General features: G+C 53.3%; 10 protein-coding genes. 3 read left to right on the top strand and 7 right to left on the bottom strand.

Features of this window, described 5'->3' with window-relative positions; genetic code table 11:
* From P8N76_16075 to coxB, 7 genes are read right to left on the bottom strand one after another with little or no spacing between them, the layout of a single operon-like run.
* A complete protein-coding gene (locus tag P8N76_16075) occupies window positions 1-1596 on the bottom strand; it encodes an FMN-binding glutamate synthase family protein (protein ID MDG2383187.1) in 1596 nt (531 codons plus the stop codon).
* 49 nt (window positions 1597-1645) lie between these two features.
* The gene (locus P8N76_16070) at window positions 1646-3073 is read right to left on the bottom strand and encodes a cytochrome b N-terminal domain-containing protein (GenBank protein MDG2383186.1); all 1428 of its coding nucleotides are present in this window, start codon (window positions 3071-3073) and stop codon (window positions 1646-1648) included.
* A gap of 9 nt (window positions 3074-3082) precedes the next feature.
* Window positions 3083-3619, bottom strand: coding sequence for a ubiquinol-cytochrome c reductase iron-sulfur subunit (locus tag P8N76_16065; GenBank protein ID MDG2383185.1), 537 nt, complete (start codon window positions 3617-3619; stop codon window positions 3083-3085).
* Window positions 3612-3842, bottom strand: coding sequence for a hypothetical protein (locus tag P8N76_16060; GenBank protein MDG2383184.1), 231 nt, complete (start codon window positions 3840-3842; stop codon window positions 3612-3614). The genes P8N76_16065 and P8N76_16060 overlap by 8 nt, the downstream gene beginning before the upstream one ends.
* The gene (locus tag P8N76_16055) at window positions 3839-4651 is read right to left on the bottom strand and encodes a cytochrome c oxidase assembly protein (protein MDG2383183.1); all 813 of its coding nucleotides are present in this window, start codon (window positions 4649-4651) and stop codon (window positions 3839-3841) included. Before P8N76_16055 ends, P8N76_16060 begins: the two co-directional genes overlap by 4 nt.
* Window positions 4648-6870: a cytochrome c oxidase subunit I gene (ctaD, locus tag P8N76_16050; GenBank protein MDG2383182.1), complete on the bottom strand. Its 2223-nt coding sequence runs from the start codon at window positions 6868-6870 to the stop codon at window positions 4648-4650. Before ctaD ends, P8N76_16055 begins: the two co-directional genes overlap by 4 nt.
* Window positions 6867-7811, bottom strand: a complete 945-nt coding sequence (gene coxB / locus P8N76_16045; GenBank protein ID MDG2383181.1) for a cytochrome c oxidase subunit II — start codon at window positions 7809-7811, stop codon at window positions 6867-6869. The genes ctaD and coxB overlap by 4 nt, the downstream gene beginning before the upstream one ends.
* A gap of 420 nt (window positions 7812-8231) precedes the next feature.
* Between coxB and P8N76_16040 the strand changes: the two genes are divergently transcribed.
* The 3 genes from P8N76_16040 to P8N76_16030 are packed head-to-tail and all read left to right on the top strand — an operon-like array spanning window position 8232 to window position 16161.
* The gene (locus P8N76_16040) at window positions 8232-9590 is read left to right on the top strand and encodes an efflux RND transporter periplasmic adaptor subunit (GenBank protein MDG2383180.1); all 1359 of its coding nucleotides are present in this window, start codon (window positions 8232-8234) and stop codon (window positions 9588-9590) included.
* Window positions 9587-12946 (top strand): multidrug efflux RND transporter permease subunit, encoded by a 3360-nt coding sequence (locus tag P8N76_16035; GenBank protein ID MDG2383179.1) that lies wholly within the window; start codon window positions 9587-9589, stop codon window positions 12944-12946. Before P8N76_16040 ends, P8N76_16035 begins: the two co-directional genes overlap by 4 nt.
* Window positions 12943-16161, top strand: coding sequence for a multidrug efflux RND transporter permease subunit (locus P8N76_16030; GenBank protein ID MDG2383178.1), 3219 nt, complete (start codon window positions 12943-12945; stop codon window positions 16159-16161). Before P8N76_16035 ends, P8N76_16030 begins: the two co-directional genes overlap by 4 nt.
* The last annotated feature ends 20 nt before the right edge of the window (window positions 16162-16181 follow it).

Genomic DNA, 16181 nt, shown 5'->3' with positions numbered 1-16181 from the left:
TTAATTGTGGATAGGCTGGAACGAATCCGCCGACGCGAGCTGCCAATGACGTTCAATTAAAGGGTGTTCGCTGGTGCCGTCGAGGAGGGCGCCCGGTTCGAGGAAGTGGAATGCTTCGTCGTACGAAAGGCTTTGCGTTTGACTGGTTCGCAAGCAGACATGATGAGGACGTAATTGATTGGCATGTTTGAGACCGGCAGCCGCAACTATTTCCGAGAGTGTTTCCATGGTTTGTTGATGGAAGTGGAAGGTGCGTTCGCTCTTGTCGGGCACATGCAAGGCTCGTTCGCGGCTGGGATCCTGAGTCGCGACGCCGACCGGACACATGTTCGTGTGGCAGGTTTGCGCTTGGATGCAGCCTACCGCCATCATGAAGCCGCGGGCTGCGTTACACCAATCGGCCCCTATGGCCAAGTTGCGGGCAATGCCGAACGCCGAGGTGACTTTGCCTGAGGCAGCAATCCTGATTTGATCACGAAGCCGAGTACCGACAAGAGCGTTGTGAACGAACATCAGTCCACCGCGTAGCGGTACGCCCATACTGTCCGAGAACTCGATCGGAGCCGCACCGGTTCCGCCTTCGCCGCCGTCAACTGTGATGAAGTCCGGTAAGATTCCCGTGTCGATCATCGCTTTGCAGACGCTAAGGAACTCTGCCGGATGTCCGAGGCAGAGCTTGAATCCGATCGGTTTGCCATGGGAAAGTTCACGCAGTTGGGCGACGTATTCGCAGAGGCCGCGGGGAGTTCGGAAAACGCTGTGACTCGGTGGCGAGATGCAATCCTGTCCCATCGGCACCTTGCGAGTTTTGGAAATCTCTGGCGTGATCTTCGCCGCGGGTAATACCCCGCCGTGTCCAGGCTTGGCTCCTTGCGATATCTTGATTTCAATCATCTTCACTGCTTCTTCCTGGGATTGGTCAGCGAAAAGATCTGGGTCGAAACGGCCCTGGTTGTCGCGGCAGCCGAAATAACCTGTACCAATTTGCCAAACGAGGTCACCTCCGTAACGCAGGTGATACGGACTCAATCCACCCTCGCCGGTGCAATGGTAGAAGTTGCCTTTTTTAGCCCCCTGGTTCAGCGCCATGATCGCATTCGGGCTAATCGCACCAAAGCTCATCGCCGACACATTGAGCAGCGAGCATGAATAGGGGTGTTTGCAGTCGGGCCCGCCAACATGAGTTCGAAAAAATTCCTCACTCTTTTGTTCTGGCGCCATCGAGTGATTGAGCCAATCGTATTCGTTGCTGTAGACATCTAACTCGGTGCCAAACGGTTTTATGCCAGCAATGTTTTTGGCTCTCTCGTAGACCAGTGAGCGTTGGTCCCGGTTGAAGGGACGACCATCAATGTCACTCTCAACAAAATATTGCCTGATCTCAGGCCGAATGCCTTCGAAGATGAAACGAAAGTGGGCTGCGATCGGGTAGTTCCGAGTGATGCTGTGTTTGACTTGAGTAACGTCCCATACGCCAATCAGTGTAAGCGGAACGAACAGCAATAAGCCGACAAAAAAAACGGGGTGGATTAAAACCCCCAGTGCGGCAGAGATCGCGGTGAAGAGGACAGCAATAGCAAAAGGAACAAATCGCATTTTCATCTCAGTTGCGGGTTGGGGGAGCTGTGATTGGGGCTAGGGCGGATCAATTCCCGTCCGCTGGGGCAGTGACCGGGTGTTCCGTACGTGTTAACAGAAAGTCTACAATCAGCGTCAACTCATCGGCGGTGACGGAAGCAGCAAAAGAGGGCATGTTGTACCCACCATTGTTGATGCGAATAATGAGATCAGGTCGCGACAAACGGTCGCCAATGTAAGTCAATTCCGGACCTCGGTGGCCGCCTTGTCCGCCAATGTCGTGGCAGTAAAGGCAGCCTTTCTTGTAAACGAGTTGCGCGCCCTGTTCGATTTTCGGATCGGTCGAGGCCACGATGGCCGGAGGCAGCGGCTTTACGCCAAAATCGGGACTCCACGGCTTTCGATAACCGTAGATCGTCAAGACCACCAACGCGGTTGCCCCGAAGATGACAATCCCAACTGCCCAGGGTCGTTTCGACGGAACTCGCTGACCCCGATTCGATACGAGCGGCACTCCCACCATCAGTAAGAAGCCCAACACGGGGAGGCCGAGAATGATCCAAGTTTCGAGTTCCGGAGGCAACATGGAGAGCACAGCAAAGTACCACCAGAAATACCAGTCCGGCATCGGGTTGGCTTGAATGTTGCTCGGATTGGGGGCCGTCGTTAAGGCGGGAGGGCCGATGATGATGGCACAGCCCAGCATGACAGTAACCAGGATCGCCGAAAAAACCATGTCACGCCAGGCCGCGTCGGGCCAGAACGGCACGCCGGTTTTCTTCAGGCGTTTTTCATAATCTTCACGATAGGTTTCTGGTTCGACGGGTTCGGTCGCTTTGGGCATTTCGGAAATGCCATGTCGTAAGACGAGAAAGAGGTGGAGTGCGACACCCGACATGATCACGCCTGGCAAAATGAAAACGTGGATAGCATAGAACCGAGTTAGCGTGGAGCCACCCACTGTTTCGCCGCCGAGAATGAAATGCGCAATCGTGGGGCCGATAAACGGAGCGCGGCCAGCCATTTCTGCCGCCACAGCAACCGACCAGACGCCATTTGCGTCCCAACGTAAAAGTTGCCCTGTGAATGCCATGACGAGGACAACAAATAGCACCACCACCCCGCTCATCCAATTCATCTCACGCGGGTATTTGTAGGCAGCATGCAAATAAACCTGCGTCATGTGGATGACCGCAAGCACTACCATGGCGGTAGCACCGTAATAGTGCATGCCTCGCAATATACTGCCAAAAAAAGCGTCGTGGGTGATGTACTGCAGGCTTTCGTAAGCGACATCCCCACCGGGAACATAAACCATGGCGAGGCAAATGCCAGTCAGCACTTGGACCATGAAAGCCGTCAGCGTCGCACTTCCAAAAACGTAATACCATCGTGCATCAACGGGCACGATATGTTTCATAATGGGGACGATATTGTCGGAAAATCCCGAGCGGTCGTCGATCCATCGCCAAAGATTAATCAGCTGATTCTTCATAGAGACCGGTTAGGTTAGGGACTTCTCAAAAGTCGTCAATGGAATGGGGCCTGTCAAAATCTGGAGTTCCTCGCCTTGGATTCGCCATTCGTAGCGGTCCAAGGGTTGAGGGGGAGGGCCGGCAGCCACCTCGCCATCTGGGTAATAAACACCCCCGTGGCAAGGGCACATGAAAAGGTTCGCGTCCTCCTCCCAACGCACGGGACAGCCCAAATGTCGACAGTTGATCGAAAAGGTGATGAACTGTTTTTCGCCGATGCGTCGCACCCATGATCCCGTTTTGGCAGTCACCCCTGCCCAAATCTCCGGCGAAGGATCTTCGTAGTTTACGAGCATCGTTTTGTTTAAGGGGAAATCGGCCACCTTGCCTACCGATCGCCATTTACGGGGCGGTTGGCGAAAAACGGGAGCTAAAACAAAGCCGATGCCCGGTAACGTGATGACCATACCGATAAAAGCCGATAACCCAACTGAGAGCCAGGTGAAAAAGGAACGCCGGTCATCATCGGAGCCGGAACACGGTGGGGGAACCGTTGAATCATTCATTTTCTCGAACCTCGCTGAGTTGATAAATCCAGGCGTAGAGTGACCAAATCATTACGCTCGCGCCCACTGCAGACATCAGCCAGTGCGTCAGGATGCCCCACATCAGCATGATGATGCCCATCGCCATCCCTGCCGGTGCATAGGAAGGCGCTGGAGCCGATTCAGTCGATTCAGTCGATTCAGCTGCAAGGGGCGCTTTCTTGGTAGGGCCGGACGGATTCATGGTCGGGAGGTCCTTGTCGACGGGCTGACTTCGGAAAGACTCGGTGCTTCGGCATACCAACGCCGAAGCAAGCTGAGTATCGCTGCGATGTATAAGCTGCACGGTGGGACCCACATCAATAGACCGGCTAATTGTTGGTCGACGGAGGGAGTAAACCCTTTGTCATAAAGCATGTTCAGAATGCCAATGCGGTCGATCGGGTTCGCGAAAGCAGGACAGACGCTCAATGGCGTAAAGGTGATATAAATGCCGAGTAAAGTGCAGCCTAAACAGGCGGTAAACAGGTAGACAATTCCCACCGGGGCTGGCAATCGTGTTCGGCGAACGGGTGAGTAGACGGGCCACCAGAACGCCATGCCGGCGGCTAAAAACATGGTGCTGCGGATTACGCCAATGAATGGGGATTCGGTCGCGGCGCTACAGAGCGATGGAACGTGCCAAAACCACATGACTCCCAAGCCGGAGATCCAACCCACCGTCGGTATCGCGAGGATGCGGAACAGTGGGGCAAAACGTTTTTGGTCGAGCCACGGCAGTTCACTCGTATCGGGAAGACTCAGGGTCCAGCATAAGGGGACTATCAGTAAAAGGAGCAAGTGCTGCAGCATGTGAGCACTGAACAGATAGCCGTCAGCCAAGACACCCAAGGGAGAAATAAAGGCAAACACCAAGGCGATGGTTCCGCAAGCAAACCAACAGGTTCTCCAGAAATCCCGCATCAGAAATAAAACGTAAAGCGCGCTCAAAACACCGGCTGTTAACCAGACAGGTGAAGACCAATTCCATAACGTTTCGTTGAGCAGAGTCATTGTTGGAGGAATCCGAGGTAGATGATGCTGAAGACGGCGATCCACACGACATCCACAAAATGCCAATAGACGCCAACGGCGGTAACGACCGAGGAATTCTTCGGTGTGAAGTATGCACGACTTGCCAAAATTAGCAGGATGGAAAGAGCCACGAGACCAGCCAAAACATGCAAACCATGGAAGCCTGTTACGGTGAAGAACGTTGATGCAAACAGGTTTCGATTGATAGTAATTCCATTCATGATCAGCCCGGTGTATTCCCAGGCCTGTCCAAGGATGAAGGTGGCGCCCAACAGGATCGTGATCAGCAGCCACTTGCGAAAGCCGGCCTGCCGATCGGCACGTAGGTTTCGTTCAGCCAACCAAAAGGTCACGCTGCTGGCTAACAAAAAACAGGTGAAGATGCCGGTTCGCATCACGTTCAAGGAGCTCGCAGCCGTCGGGCCGTCAGGCTCACGACTATTAAAGACCACATAGGATACTAGCAGCAGGATGAAAAATACCACTTCGGATGCCACGAACGATCCGGCGCAGAGAATGTAGGAATTCGGTCGCGAACCCTTGTCCTCGGTGGTGGGAGCCGATTTCCAATCAGCTAACTCGGGGTGGTCCCTATCCCAGACCGGGCGACGACTTTTGATCTCGGGTAGCGAGCTGAAATTCTCTGGCGGAGGAGGTGATGTCGTGCCCCACTCGAGCGTGTAACCGCCCCATGGATTGTCGCCGGCGACAGCACCGGAGCGAAGGCTGATGAAGATGTTCCACAGCAGAACGAGAGTGCCGAAAGCCATCAGTACGGCGCCCACCGTCGCTACCGCGTTTAGCAGGGCCCAACCCCAATTGTCTGCGTAGGTATAGACACGTCTTGGCATCCCCATGACGCCGAGAAAATGTTGCACCATGAAGGTGGCGTTGAAGCCGACAACCCAGAGCCAGAATTGAATTTTCCCCAGTCGTTCATTCAACATTCGGCCGGTCATCTTGGGAAACCAGTAGTAGCCTGCCGAAAAAAGACCAAAAACCGTGCCGCCGATCAGCACATAATGAAAGTGAGCAACGACGAAGTAGGTGTCGGTGAGCTGCCAATCGATTGGAACTGCAGCAAACATCACGCCTGTTAAACCGCCGATCACGAACTCGATCAAAAATGCGACGGCAAACATCATGGAGGTTGTCAACTGGATGGAGCCTCCCCACATGGTGGCGGTCCAATTGAAAATCTTAATGCCCGTTGGAAGGGCGATCAGAAGGGTCCCGACAGCGAAAAAGATGTCGGCTCCCATCCCGAGTCCTACCGCGAACATGTGATGCGCCCACACGGTATAGCTGAGGAGCACGATGACGGCTGCCGATCCGGCAACAAACACGTAACCATAAATCGGTTTGCGGGAAAAAACCGGAATGACCTCCGAAATCATCCCAAATGCCGGCAGGATTAAGATGTAGACCTCTGGGTGACCAAACACCCAGAAATAATGTTGCCAAAGAACGGCGGAACCGCCCCGTGCGGGCTCGAAAAACGCAGCCCCTAGCCAGCGATCGATCAAAAGCATGGCTAAAGCCGCATTCAAGGCCGGGATTGCGAGGATGGTCAAGATGGCTGTCATCATCGCCATCCAGACAAACAGCGGCACTCGCTGCACGCTCATGCCCGGTGCTCGACAATTAAGTACCGTGACCAAAATATTGATGGATGTGGCGATCGAGCCGACGCCAAGGCAGGCGAGCCCAATGATCCAGTAGTCCTGTGCCTGCATTAAGTTGTACGGTTTCGTCGACAAGGGTGCATAACTGAACCAGCCAGCATCCGGCGCCTGTCCCGTGAAAAAACTGTAGTACAAGAGTAATCCGCCACTTGGGAACAACCAGTAGCTCATGGCGTTGAGCCGCGGAAAGGCCACATCCCGAGCGCCAATCATTAAGGGCACAAAGTAATTTGCAAAGCCGACCAGCATCGGCATGCCCACGAGAAAGACCATCGTGGTGCCGTGCATCGTGAAGAGCTGGTTGAAAAACTCTGGCGATATGAAGTCATTCTTGGGCACGATTAATTGGAATCGCATCAACAAGGCTTCGAATCCACCCACGCCGAGGAATACCAAAGCCGTCGAAATGTACAAAATACCGATGCGCTTGTGATCAACCGTGCTAAACCATGACAGCATGCGGCCGCTGGAAGCAGGTGATGAAGCGTCGGAGTTCTGGTGGGACGAGCTCACTTACATGTCTCCAGATAGGCGACAAGTTGATCGAGATGTTCGTCCGTCAATTTGAAATTTGGCATTTTGCAACCTGGTTTGTGTGTTTGCGGATCTTTTAACCAGCTCCGCAAATTTTCTGGCGTATTTTTTAGCACACCGCCTCCCAATTCCTTCCGCGAGGCGAGATGGGTTAAATCAGGACCGATCATCGCCTTGGCAGGGGTGCCAGCGATCGTGTGGCACTTATTGCAAGTCAGCGTCAAAAACAAGGTCTTGCCGGCTACCGCTGGCGTTTCCGTTGGGGCGGGCGGGGTCACTTCATGACCCTGTTGCCACTTTTGATAACGTTCGGCCGTGTGCGCGTAGACTTTGAAATTCATCCAAGCATGTTGGTGGCCGCAGAATTCGGCACAACGTCCCTGATAAATGCCCTCTTCATCCGCCTCCAGCCAAATGTAGTTTTCACGTCCAGGAATCGCATCCATCTTCCGCGCAAGGCGCGGTACCCAGAAGCAATGAATCACGTCCGCGGATTGCAATTTGACTCGCAATTTTTTATTGATCGGAATGTGCACTTCATTGGCACCCACAATATTCGTGCCCGAATATTGCACCTCCCACCACCATTGATGTCCAGTCACGATCAGATCCGCTGCACCTTCCGCCGTTGGATGGGCTTTGGGTACGGCATTCAATGTCAAAATCAGTTTTGCGCTGATGGCAGCAATCCAAAGCACAATGATCACGGGGCCGACCAGCCAAGCGATTTCCTTGCGCTCACTACCAAAGTCCTGTTCAGGCAAAGACTTGTTCGTGCGGAAACGCCAAACCGCAATGCAGATTAAGCCCGCCACAATCATGAAGATTCCGGCGCTAATTAATAAAACCTGAACAAAAAGATCATTGATGGCTTGGGCCTGTGGCGAAGCAGGATCAAAGACGGGAACACGAGAGGTCATTGATAGTACCCAAGACATTAGGTTGAGTTAAACGAAATCGCGAATGCAGGATGCACTCAAGCAGTCCACTCAAACCGCGATCGCCAACAGCATACAATAGTTGTCGCAGTGCGAACAGAAGAATCCGGCGACCCATTGCGGCTGATTAGCGGCGTTAGACCTAACCGGATGAATTGCATATCGGCTCGATCGGTGATCCGGAGGGGCGCGTTAAACATTCCACGCGTTGAGCGAATGGGTGATTAATGGAAAGAATTTGCGGCTTTAATTCTCCTGTACTGCTTTACGTCATTAGCGTACCTTGCCAAGCGAATGGGTGACAGGTCCCACACGCCCGTTTCCTGGAGATGGGAATATTCTACAATAGGGTGAGTTTCCTTATCGGTACCTTCTAGCTTTATGTATGAAAAGAGCACGTTGATGAGTTTCCGGTTTCCAACCGCATTGTGTCTGATTCTTTTGATGGGCGTCACCACAGCTTGTCGGAAGAAAGCAGATCCTCCCAAAACGACGAGTCCTCGGACGGTGAATGTCAGTCAACCGGTGAAACGTGATGTGACCGCAGAAGCCGAATTCATTGGCCGAACCGAAGCTGTGGACTCCGTTGACGTCAAAGCACGCGTAACGGGCTATTTACTCAAAACAGCTTTCATCGAAGGGACCGATGTTAAAGCAGGGGATGTTCTGTTCAACATTGATCCTCGGACTTATCAGGCCCAGGTTGACGCGGCTCAGGGTGAAGTTGGTGTGAATGAAGCAAAATTACGGTTGGCAGAAACCGAAAACGAACGTTCCCAATCGCTTTACAAAGAAAATCCGCGAGCGATAAGTCTCAAATCGTTGGACCAACATCAAGCTGAAGTCGATGCGGCCGGTGCCGCTGTGGTGGCTGCCAAATCCAGTATGGAAGTCTACAAACTAAATCTCGGATTCACGAAAGTGACTTCCCCGATCGATGGTCGCGTGGGACGTGATCAGATCGGAATCGGTAATTTGGTTTCGGAAAATGTTACGACTTTGACAACGGTCGTCTCCCAGGATCCCATCTACGCCTACTTTAACATTGACGAACAACGGATGCTGGTCGCCATGCGAAAGCTTTACACGGGCCAACTACCGCCGATTAGATCCCGCAAGATCAAGGTCCGAATGGGACTGCAAGACGAAGACGGTTTTCCGCATGAGGGTGTGATTGAATATGCGAGTAATTCGGTGGATGCGTCCACGGGCACGTTGACGCTTCGTGCCACCTTTGCCAATCCAGCGAGTAAGGATGGTTTGCGATTGTTGATGCCGGGTATGTTTATCCGTGTCAAAATGCCCTTGGGATTACCCGAACCGGCCGTGTTGGTTTTGGAAGCTGCGGTCGGCACCGACCAGGGGCAAAAATATGTCTACCTTGTCGATGATCAGGATCTTGTGGTCAACCGACCGGTGAAGTTGGGGGCTTTGCAAGATGATGGCTTGCGGGTCGTTGTGGAGGGGTTAAAGGGGGGCGAACGAATCATCGTGAGTGGCTTACAGTTAGTGCGGCCCGGTACGAAAGTGGAGGTGCATGAAATCCCCATGCCCACCAGCTTGTCACCGATGCAGGAAGCGGCGAAAGCGTCGGATCAGCAGAAGCCCGCAGAGAAGCCCGCAGAGAAGCCCGCAGAGAGCAAAGAATCCACCGCTTCGAAAAGTAAGCAAGCATCGGCTGTCACGTCGAAGTCTCAGGCGGAGTCGAGTCCGTCACCGGCGAAGGCCGAATCTGACGGTGGGAAGAAGCTTCCGCAGTGATTTCAAATTTCTTCATCGATCGTCCGATTCTGGCTGCGGTGATTTCGATTTTGATCACCCTGGCCGGTCTCATTTCTGTGGCCGTACTGCCTGTTGCGCAGTATCCGGAAATCACTCCGCCGACGGTGCAGGTCTCCTGTTCTTATCCTGGTGCCAATGCGCAAGTCATCGCGGATACGGTTGCGGCACCGATCGAGCAGCAGGTGAACGGTGTAGAAGACATGTTGTACATGTCCTCTCAGTCTGCGAACGACGGTTCCTACGCCTTAACGGTGACCTTTGCACTCGGGACAGATCTGGATGCAGCTATGGTTGCGGTTCAAAATCGGGCCGCGTTGGCGACGCCGCAATTGCCTGCGGTGGTGCAGCGGTTGGGCGTGGATGTCAAAAAGAAATCGACCAACATGCTGCTGGCGATCAATCTCACCTCGCCGGATGGAAAATATGACGATATTTATATGAGCAACTATGCGACGATTCACATCAAGGATGAACTCGCAAGGTTGCCTGGCGTTGGGGATATCAATTTTCTGGGCCAGCGTGACTACAGTATGCGTATCTGGTTGGATCCTGATAAGTTGGCGACGCGCAACATGGCAGCTGAGGATGTTGTTAACGCGATCCAAGATCAGAACCTGCAGGTGTCAGCTGGGCAAATGGGACAGCCACCCAATCGAGAAAAGGTTGAGCTTCAATTGACCGTTTCGGCATTGGGTCGGCTGAAGACGGTTGAGCAATTTGAGCAAATCGTTATTAAATCCGAGTCGGCGGATCGGAGCGAGACCGCAGCGAGACTGGTCCGAGTCCGTGATGTGGCACGCGTGGAGTTAGCGGCAAAAAACTATTCGCAACTTTGCGCCCTTGATGGACTACCTTCGGTCGGCCTGGGTGTTTATCAGCGGCCGGGAGCAAATGCGATCGAGGCAGGCAAAACAATTCGAGCCAAAATGGAGGCGCTGTCTGTCGCCTTTCCACCTGGACTTAAGTACTCGATTGTCTTTGACACCACGCCTTTCGTCGCCGAATCGATCCGGCAAGTGTTCAGCGGGCTACGCGATGCGGTCATTCTTGTTGGCTTGGTCGTCATGCTTTTCCTGCAGAATTGGCGTGCCGCTTTAATCCCGTTGATTGCGGTCCCCGTCGCGATTGTCGGTACGTTCGCCGCGTTGTTCGTTGTTGGCTTTAGTATCAATACACTTTCCCTGTTCGGCTTGGTGCTGGCCATCGGGATTGTGGTGGACGATGCGATCGTTGTTGTTGAGAACGTGCAAAGACAGCTCGATGAGGGACACCTTCCTCGCGAGGCAGCCCGCCGGGCGATGGCGGAAGTGACCGGGCCGGTGATTGCCGTCGCCCTGGTGTTGTCCGCGGTCTTTGTGCCTTGCGCTTTCATTACTGGCATCACGGGCGAATTCTTTCGGCAATTTGCTGTCACCGTGGCCGTGTCCATGGTCATCTCGGCGATCAACTCACTGACACTCAGTCCCGCTTTAGCTGCGTTACTGTTGAAGCCGCAGCATGCCAAGCCAGACTGGTTAGCTCGCTTGTTTAATCTGTTGCTCGGGCGATTTTTTCGGCTGTTCAATCGAATGTTTGGCGCGAGTACCAATCTGTACGTTGGCACAATTGCGAGAATTCTTCGAGTGACGATTCTGGTGATGGTGGTCTACGCCGGATTGCTCTATTTCACCTACTGGAGTTTCTTGAAGGCGCCACAGGGTTTTATTCCGGTGCAAGACAAAGGGTGGCTGTTGGTAAACGTCGAACTGCCACCTTCTTCTTCACTGCAACGCACCAAAGAGGTCATGGATCAGGTGGCTGAAATTGCCGCCAACACAGCGGGAGTTGCGCATACGATCACCGTCTCCGGGCAATCATTTTTGATTGGTGCGAGCGCGTCCAATTACGGTTCGATGTTCATCATTCTGGAACCCTTCGAAGATCGTAAAAGCTTCGATCTGAATGGGCTAGTGATTTTCCTGCAGCTCCGTGAAAAATATCCCGAGTTAATCAGCCAGGCCGACGTGAGCGTTTTTCCACCACCTCCGGTCAATGGCCTGGGCGCGACCGGTGGTTTCGAATTAATGGTCGAAGACAGGTTGAATCTTGGTCCCGATTATTTGCAGAAACAGATCGATTATCTGGTCGATGTGGGTACGTCGAATAAGAAATTGGCAGGGGTGACTACCTTGTATCGTGCAGACACCCCACAGCTCTTCGTTGATATCGATCGGACAAAAGTTCGGACCTTGGGGGTTGCGATTGAGGATGTTTCCGAAGCATTGCAGATTTACCTCGGATCGGTCTATGTCAATAGCTTCAACGAATTTGGACGGACGTGGCAGGTTAACGTGCAGGCGAACCGGCGCTTTCGAAACCAAGATCGAGACATTGGGCGACTTCACGTGCGGAATGTGTTCGGCGATATGGTGCCGCTGAGCGCGGTTACGGACGTACGGAACGCGACCGGACCGGCGATTGTGACTCGTTACAACATGTATTTGGCTGCCCCGATCAATGGACGAACCGAAATGGGGGTCAGTTCCGGCGATGCGATAAAAATCATGGATGCGGCCGTACAGGCTGCGCCAGAGGGAGAATTGGACACTGAGTGGACGGCACTCAGTTACATGCAAATCAAGGCGGGTAATACGGCGGTCTACGTGTTTGGTCTGGCGGTTGTCTTTGTTTTTCTGGTGTTGGCCGCACTTTACGAAAGCTGGTCATTACCGATTGCCATTATTATGGTGGTTCCGTTGGGGCTGCTTTTTTCTGTGTTGGGCGTTTGGGCCGTTCCTTACATGAATGTGGGAATCTTCACCCAAATTGGCTTTGTAGTGTTGGTTGGGCTAGCCAGTAAAAACGCAATCTTGATTGTGGAATTTGCGGAGCAGCAAAGGCGACAAGGAATGAGCCTGCTAGATGCCACCTTGGATGCGTGCCGGTTGCGTTTGCGCCCAATTATCATGACATCGTGCGCGTTTATACTTGGTGTGGTGCCACTCATTATCGAAGGTGGCGCCGGCGCCGAAATGCGACGCTCCCTGGGAATTGCCGTATTTTGCGGGATGTTGGGCGTCACCTTCTTTGGCGTCTTTTTGACCCCCGCTTTCTATTACCTGATTTGTCGATTGGTAAGTTCTGACCGTCCTCGGCGTCGTTGGAATCGGTATCTGAGCACGGGGCTGATTGGGTTCTCGAGTGCTGCGGTTGGCTGGGCGATTGCTCGAGAGCGTAGTTGGGATCCGATCTGGACATCGCTGCTAGGGTTGGTAATTGGAATCTGCGTTGGAATAGTTGTTGTCAGTCTGCGACGTCGCGTGGCGGACCACCAGAACGATGGGAAGTTATCGTGATCTCGCGTTTTTGCATTGACCGACCAATCTTTGCCGCTGTCATGTCGATCGTCATCTCTTTGGCCGGCGCGATCGCGGTAGTGACCTTGCCAATCGCGCAGTATCCCGATGTGACGCCTCCGACCGTCATCGTCACCGCCAGCTATCCGGGGGCGAACGCAGAGATTGTTCGGGATACCGTCGCCGCACCGATTGAACAGCAGGTGAATGGCGTACAGGACATGATGTATATGTCCTCGGAAAGTGGTAACGATGGTTCCTACCAGCTCACGATCACTTTTAATTTGGGTACGGACCTCAAGATGGCACAAGTGCTGGTGCAAAATCGTGTGGCACTGGCTTTGCCGCTGGTGCCCGAGTTGGTGCAAAAGCAAGGTGTTTCCGTCAAGAAGACTTCTCCTAGTAAATTGATGATTGTGAACTTGGTTTCTGAGGTGGATCCGGCAACGGAGAAGCCACGTTACAGCGATTTGTATCTCAGTAATTACGCCACGATCCAAATCCGTGATGAATTGGCTCGGTTGTCCGATGTGGGTGACGTGACTTATATGGGCCAACGGGATTACAGCATGCGGGTGTGGTTGGATCCTGACAAGCTCAGTTCGATGGATGTCACGACGAACGATGTGGTGCGCGCGATTCAACAACAGAATATCCAAATTGCCGCGGGCCAAGTTGGCCAACAGCCCGCACCGGAAGGGCAACAGTTTCAATTGACGATCAACACGTTGGGCCGTTTGGTGACGGTGGAACAGTTCCAGCAAATGATCGTCAAGGTTCGCCAACAGGAGAATCGCCAAACGGCCAGTGTGGTTCGCTTGAGTGATGTGGCGCGTCTGGAACTCGGCGCGCAGCAATACGGCCAAACCTGTACGTTAGATGGACGCCCGTCCGTCGCGCTGTCCATCTTTCAGTTACCCGGGTCCAACGCCATCAAAACGGCCAAGAGCGTCGAGGACACGATGGAGCGACTCAAGGAACGTTTCCCGGAAGGACTCGACTACCGAATCGTTTACGATACGACGCCCTTCATCCAGGAATCGATCGGTGAAGTGTTCAAGGCATTCCGCGATGCGCTGATTTTAGTCGCCATCGTCATGCTTGTCTTTTTGCAGAATTGGCGCGCCGCATTGATTCCCTTGGTGGCTGTTCCCGTCGCCATTTTAGGCACCTTTGCGGTGATGGCGGGTGTCGGTTTTAGTTTGAATAATCTCTCCCTGTTTGGCCTCGTGCTGGCAATCGGAATTGTGGTTGATGACGCGATCGTCGTTGTAGAGAACGTCGAGCGGTGGTTGGAAAAGGGGCTCTCACCTAAGGAGGCTGCGAGGCGGGCGATGGACGAAGTCTCCGGTGCTATTGTGGCGGTGGCCCTTGTGTTGGCCGCAGTCTTTGTGCCTTGCGCATTTATCTCGGGCATCACGGGTGAGTTCTTTCGGCAGTTTGCCATCACCATCGCCGTATCTACCGTCATTTCGGCCTTCAATTCATTGACCCTCAGTCCGGCGTTGGCCGCCTTGTTGCTAAAACCGAAAGGGGCGAAACGCGATCCTTTAACCTGGTTGCTCGACCTGTTGTTGGGGTGGTTTTTCAAATTATTCAATCTGTCTTTTGGGTTCGCGACGAACGCATACACGGGGGTTGTACGAGGCTTTCTGCGTGTCAATCTTATCGTCCTGATTGTCTATGGCGGATTGTTGGTGATGACCTATTGGACGTTTGTTCGCGTCCCCACCGGATTCGTTCCGCAGCAAGACAAGGGGTATTTGTTGGTGAACGTTCAACTTCCGGATGCCGCATCGCTGCAACGAACCGAAGTTGTCATGGATCACGTTCAGCAAATTGCTAGAAAAATTCCTGGTGTGAAGCATACCGTTGGAATTTCCGGACAATCCGTGCTGTTGAATGCGAATGCGCCCAGCTACGGATCGATGTATGTGATGCTCGATGATTTTTCCGAGCGGTTGCAAGCGAGCCGATCGGCGGATGCCATTGGGGAAAAATTGAGAGATGACTGTCGGGTCCAAATCAGCGAGGCACTCGTTTCGGTGTTCGGTGCACCGCCTATCGATGGTCTTGGCGTGACGGCCGGTTATCGAATGATGATCGAAGACAAGGGGGATCTGGGGACGCGAGAGTTGCAAGAAGTTGCCGATACGATTGTCGACTCCGCAAATGAAGATCCCGGGTTGGCCGGAGTGTTTTGCGGCCTCAGCGCTGACGCGCCGTGGGTCTTCCTCGATATCGATCGGACCAAGTGCGAGGCATTGGGAATCTCGACCAACGCCGTCTTTTCAACGCTGCAGGTTAATCTCGGTTCTTACTATGTCAATAATTTCAATGAGTTCGGACGATCCTGGCAAGTGAATGTGATGGCGGATGCTCAGTTTCGTAATCGAGTGAGTGATATTGAGCAGCTTTACGTCCGCAACGTGAAAGCCGAGATGGTACCTTTGGCAACGTTGATGTCGGTTCGCGAGACCAGCGGCCCGGTGGTGATTCGACGGTATAACATGTATCCGTCGGCGGCGATCAATGGGCAAACGGCGTCAGGTACCAGTTCAGGGCAGGCGGTTAAGTTGATGGAAGCCATTGCGACAGAAACGTTGCCCGATTCTATGTCTTATGCCTGGACGGATCTGACTTATATGCAGTTGAAAGCAGGCAACACGGCCATTTTTGTCTTTGGACTCTCGGTGTTGTTCGTATTTCTTGTGCTTGCGGCGCTCTACGAAAGTTGGTTGTTACCGCTGGCAGTGATTTTGGTGGTGCCCATGTGCCTACTCTGCTCGGTGGTGGGCGTTGAGGCCGATTCATTAGACGTAAATATCTTCACGCAAATCGGCTTTGTCGTGTTGGTTGGACTTGCCAGTAAAAATGCGATTCTGATCGTGGAATTCGCTCGACAGCAACAAGCAGAAGGAGCCAGTCGGCGAGACGCGACACTGGAGGCATGTCGTTTACGACTACGGCCAATTTTGATGACCTCGTTTGCCTTTATCTTAGGCGTCGTGCCCCTGATGGTCGCGACGGGTGCAGGGGCGGAAATGCGTTACACGTTAGGAACATCCGTTTTTGCCGGGATGCTCGGGGTGACTATTTTCGGTATCTTCCTGACGCCGGTCTTCTATTACGTCATTATGAATTTCCAGCGAGAACCGTCGCAGCTGGATGTTCAGCCCGAAGATGACGATAAGAGTCAGCCGGCCACGGAATAGTGGGTTCGCCCTTCACGGAT

It is taken from the genome of Pirellulaceae bacterium (assembly GCA_029243025.1).
GTDB lineage: Bacteria > Planctomycetota > Planctomycetia > Pirellulales > Pirellulaceae.
Note: the sequence above shows the minus strand (reverse complement) of the source record. Positions and strands in the feature narration are given on the sequence as shown.

Excerpts from the sequence above, each read along its gene's own strand:
- P8N76_16075 (MDG2383187.1), bottom strand. The coding sequence starts at position 1,596 with ATGCGATTTGTTCCTTTTGCTATTGCTGTCCTCTTCACCGCGATCTCT.
- P8N76_16070 (MDG2383186.1), bottom strand. The coding sequence starts at position 3,073 with ATGAAGAATCAGCTGATTAATCTTTGGCGATGGATCGACGACCGCTCG.
- P8N76_16060 (MDG2383184.1), bottom strand. The coding sequence starts at position 3,842 with ATGAATCCGTCCGGCCCTACCAAGAAAGCGCCCCTTGCAGCTGAATCG.
- P8N76_16055 (MDG2383183.1), bottom strand. The coding sequence starts at position 4,651 with ATGACTCTGCTCAACGAAACGTTATGGAATTGGTCTTCACCTGTCTGG.
- coxB (MDG2383181.1), bottom strand. The coding sequence starts at position 7,811 with ATGACCTCTCGTGTTCCCGTCTTTGATCCTGCTTCGCCACAGGCCCAA.
- P8N76_16040 (MDG2383180.1), top strand. The coding sequence starts at position 8,232 with ATGAGTTTCCGGTTTCCAACCGCATTGTGTCTGATTCTTTTGATGGGC.
- P8N76_16065 (MDG2383185.1), bottom strand. The coding sequence starts at position 3,619 with ATGAATGATTCAACGGTTCCCCCACCGTGTTCCGGCTCCGATGATGAC.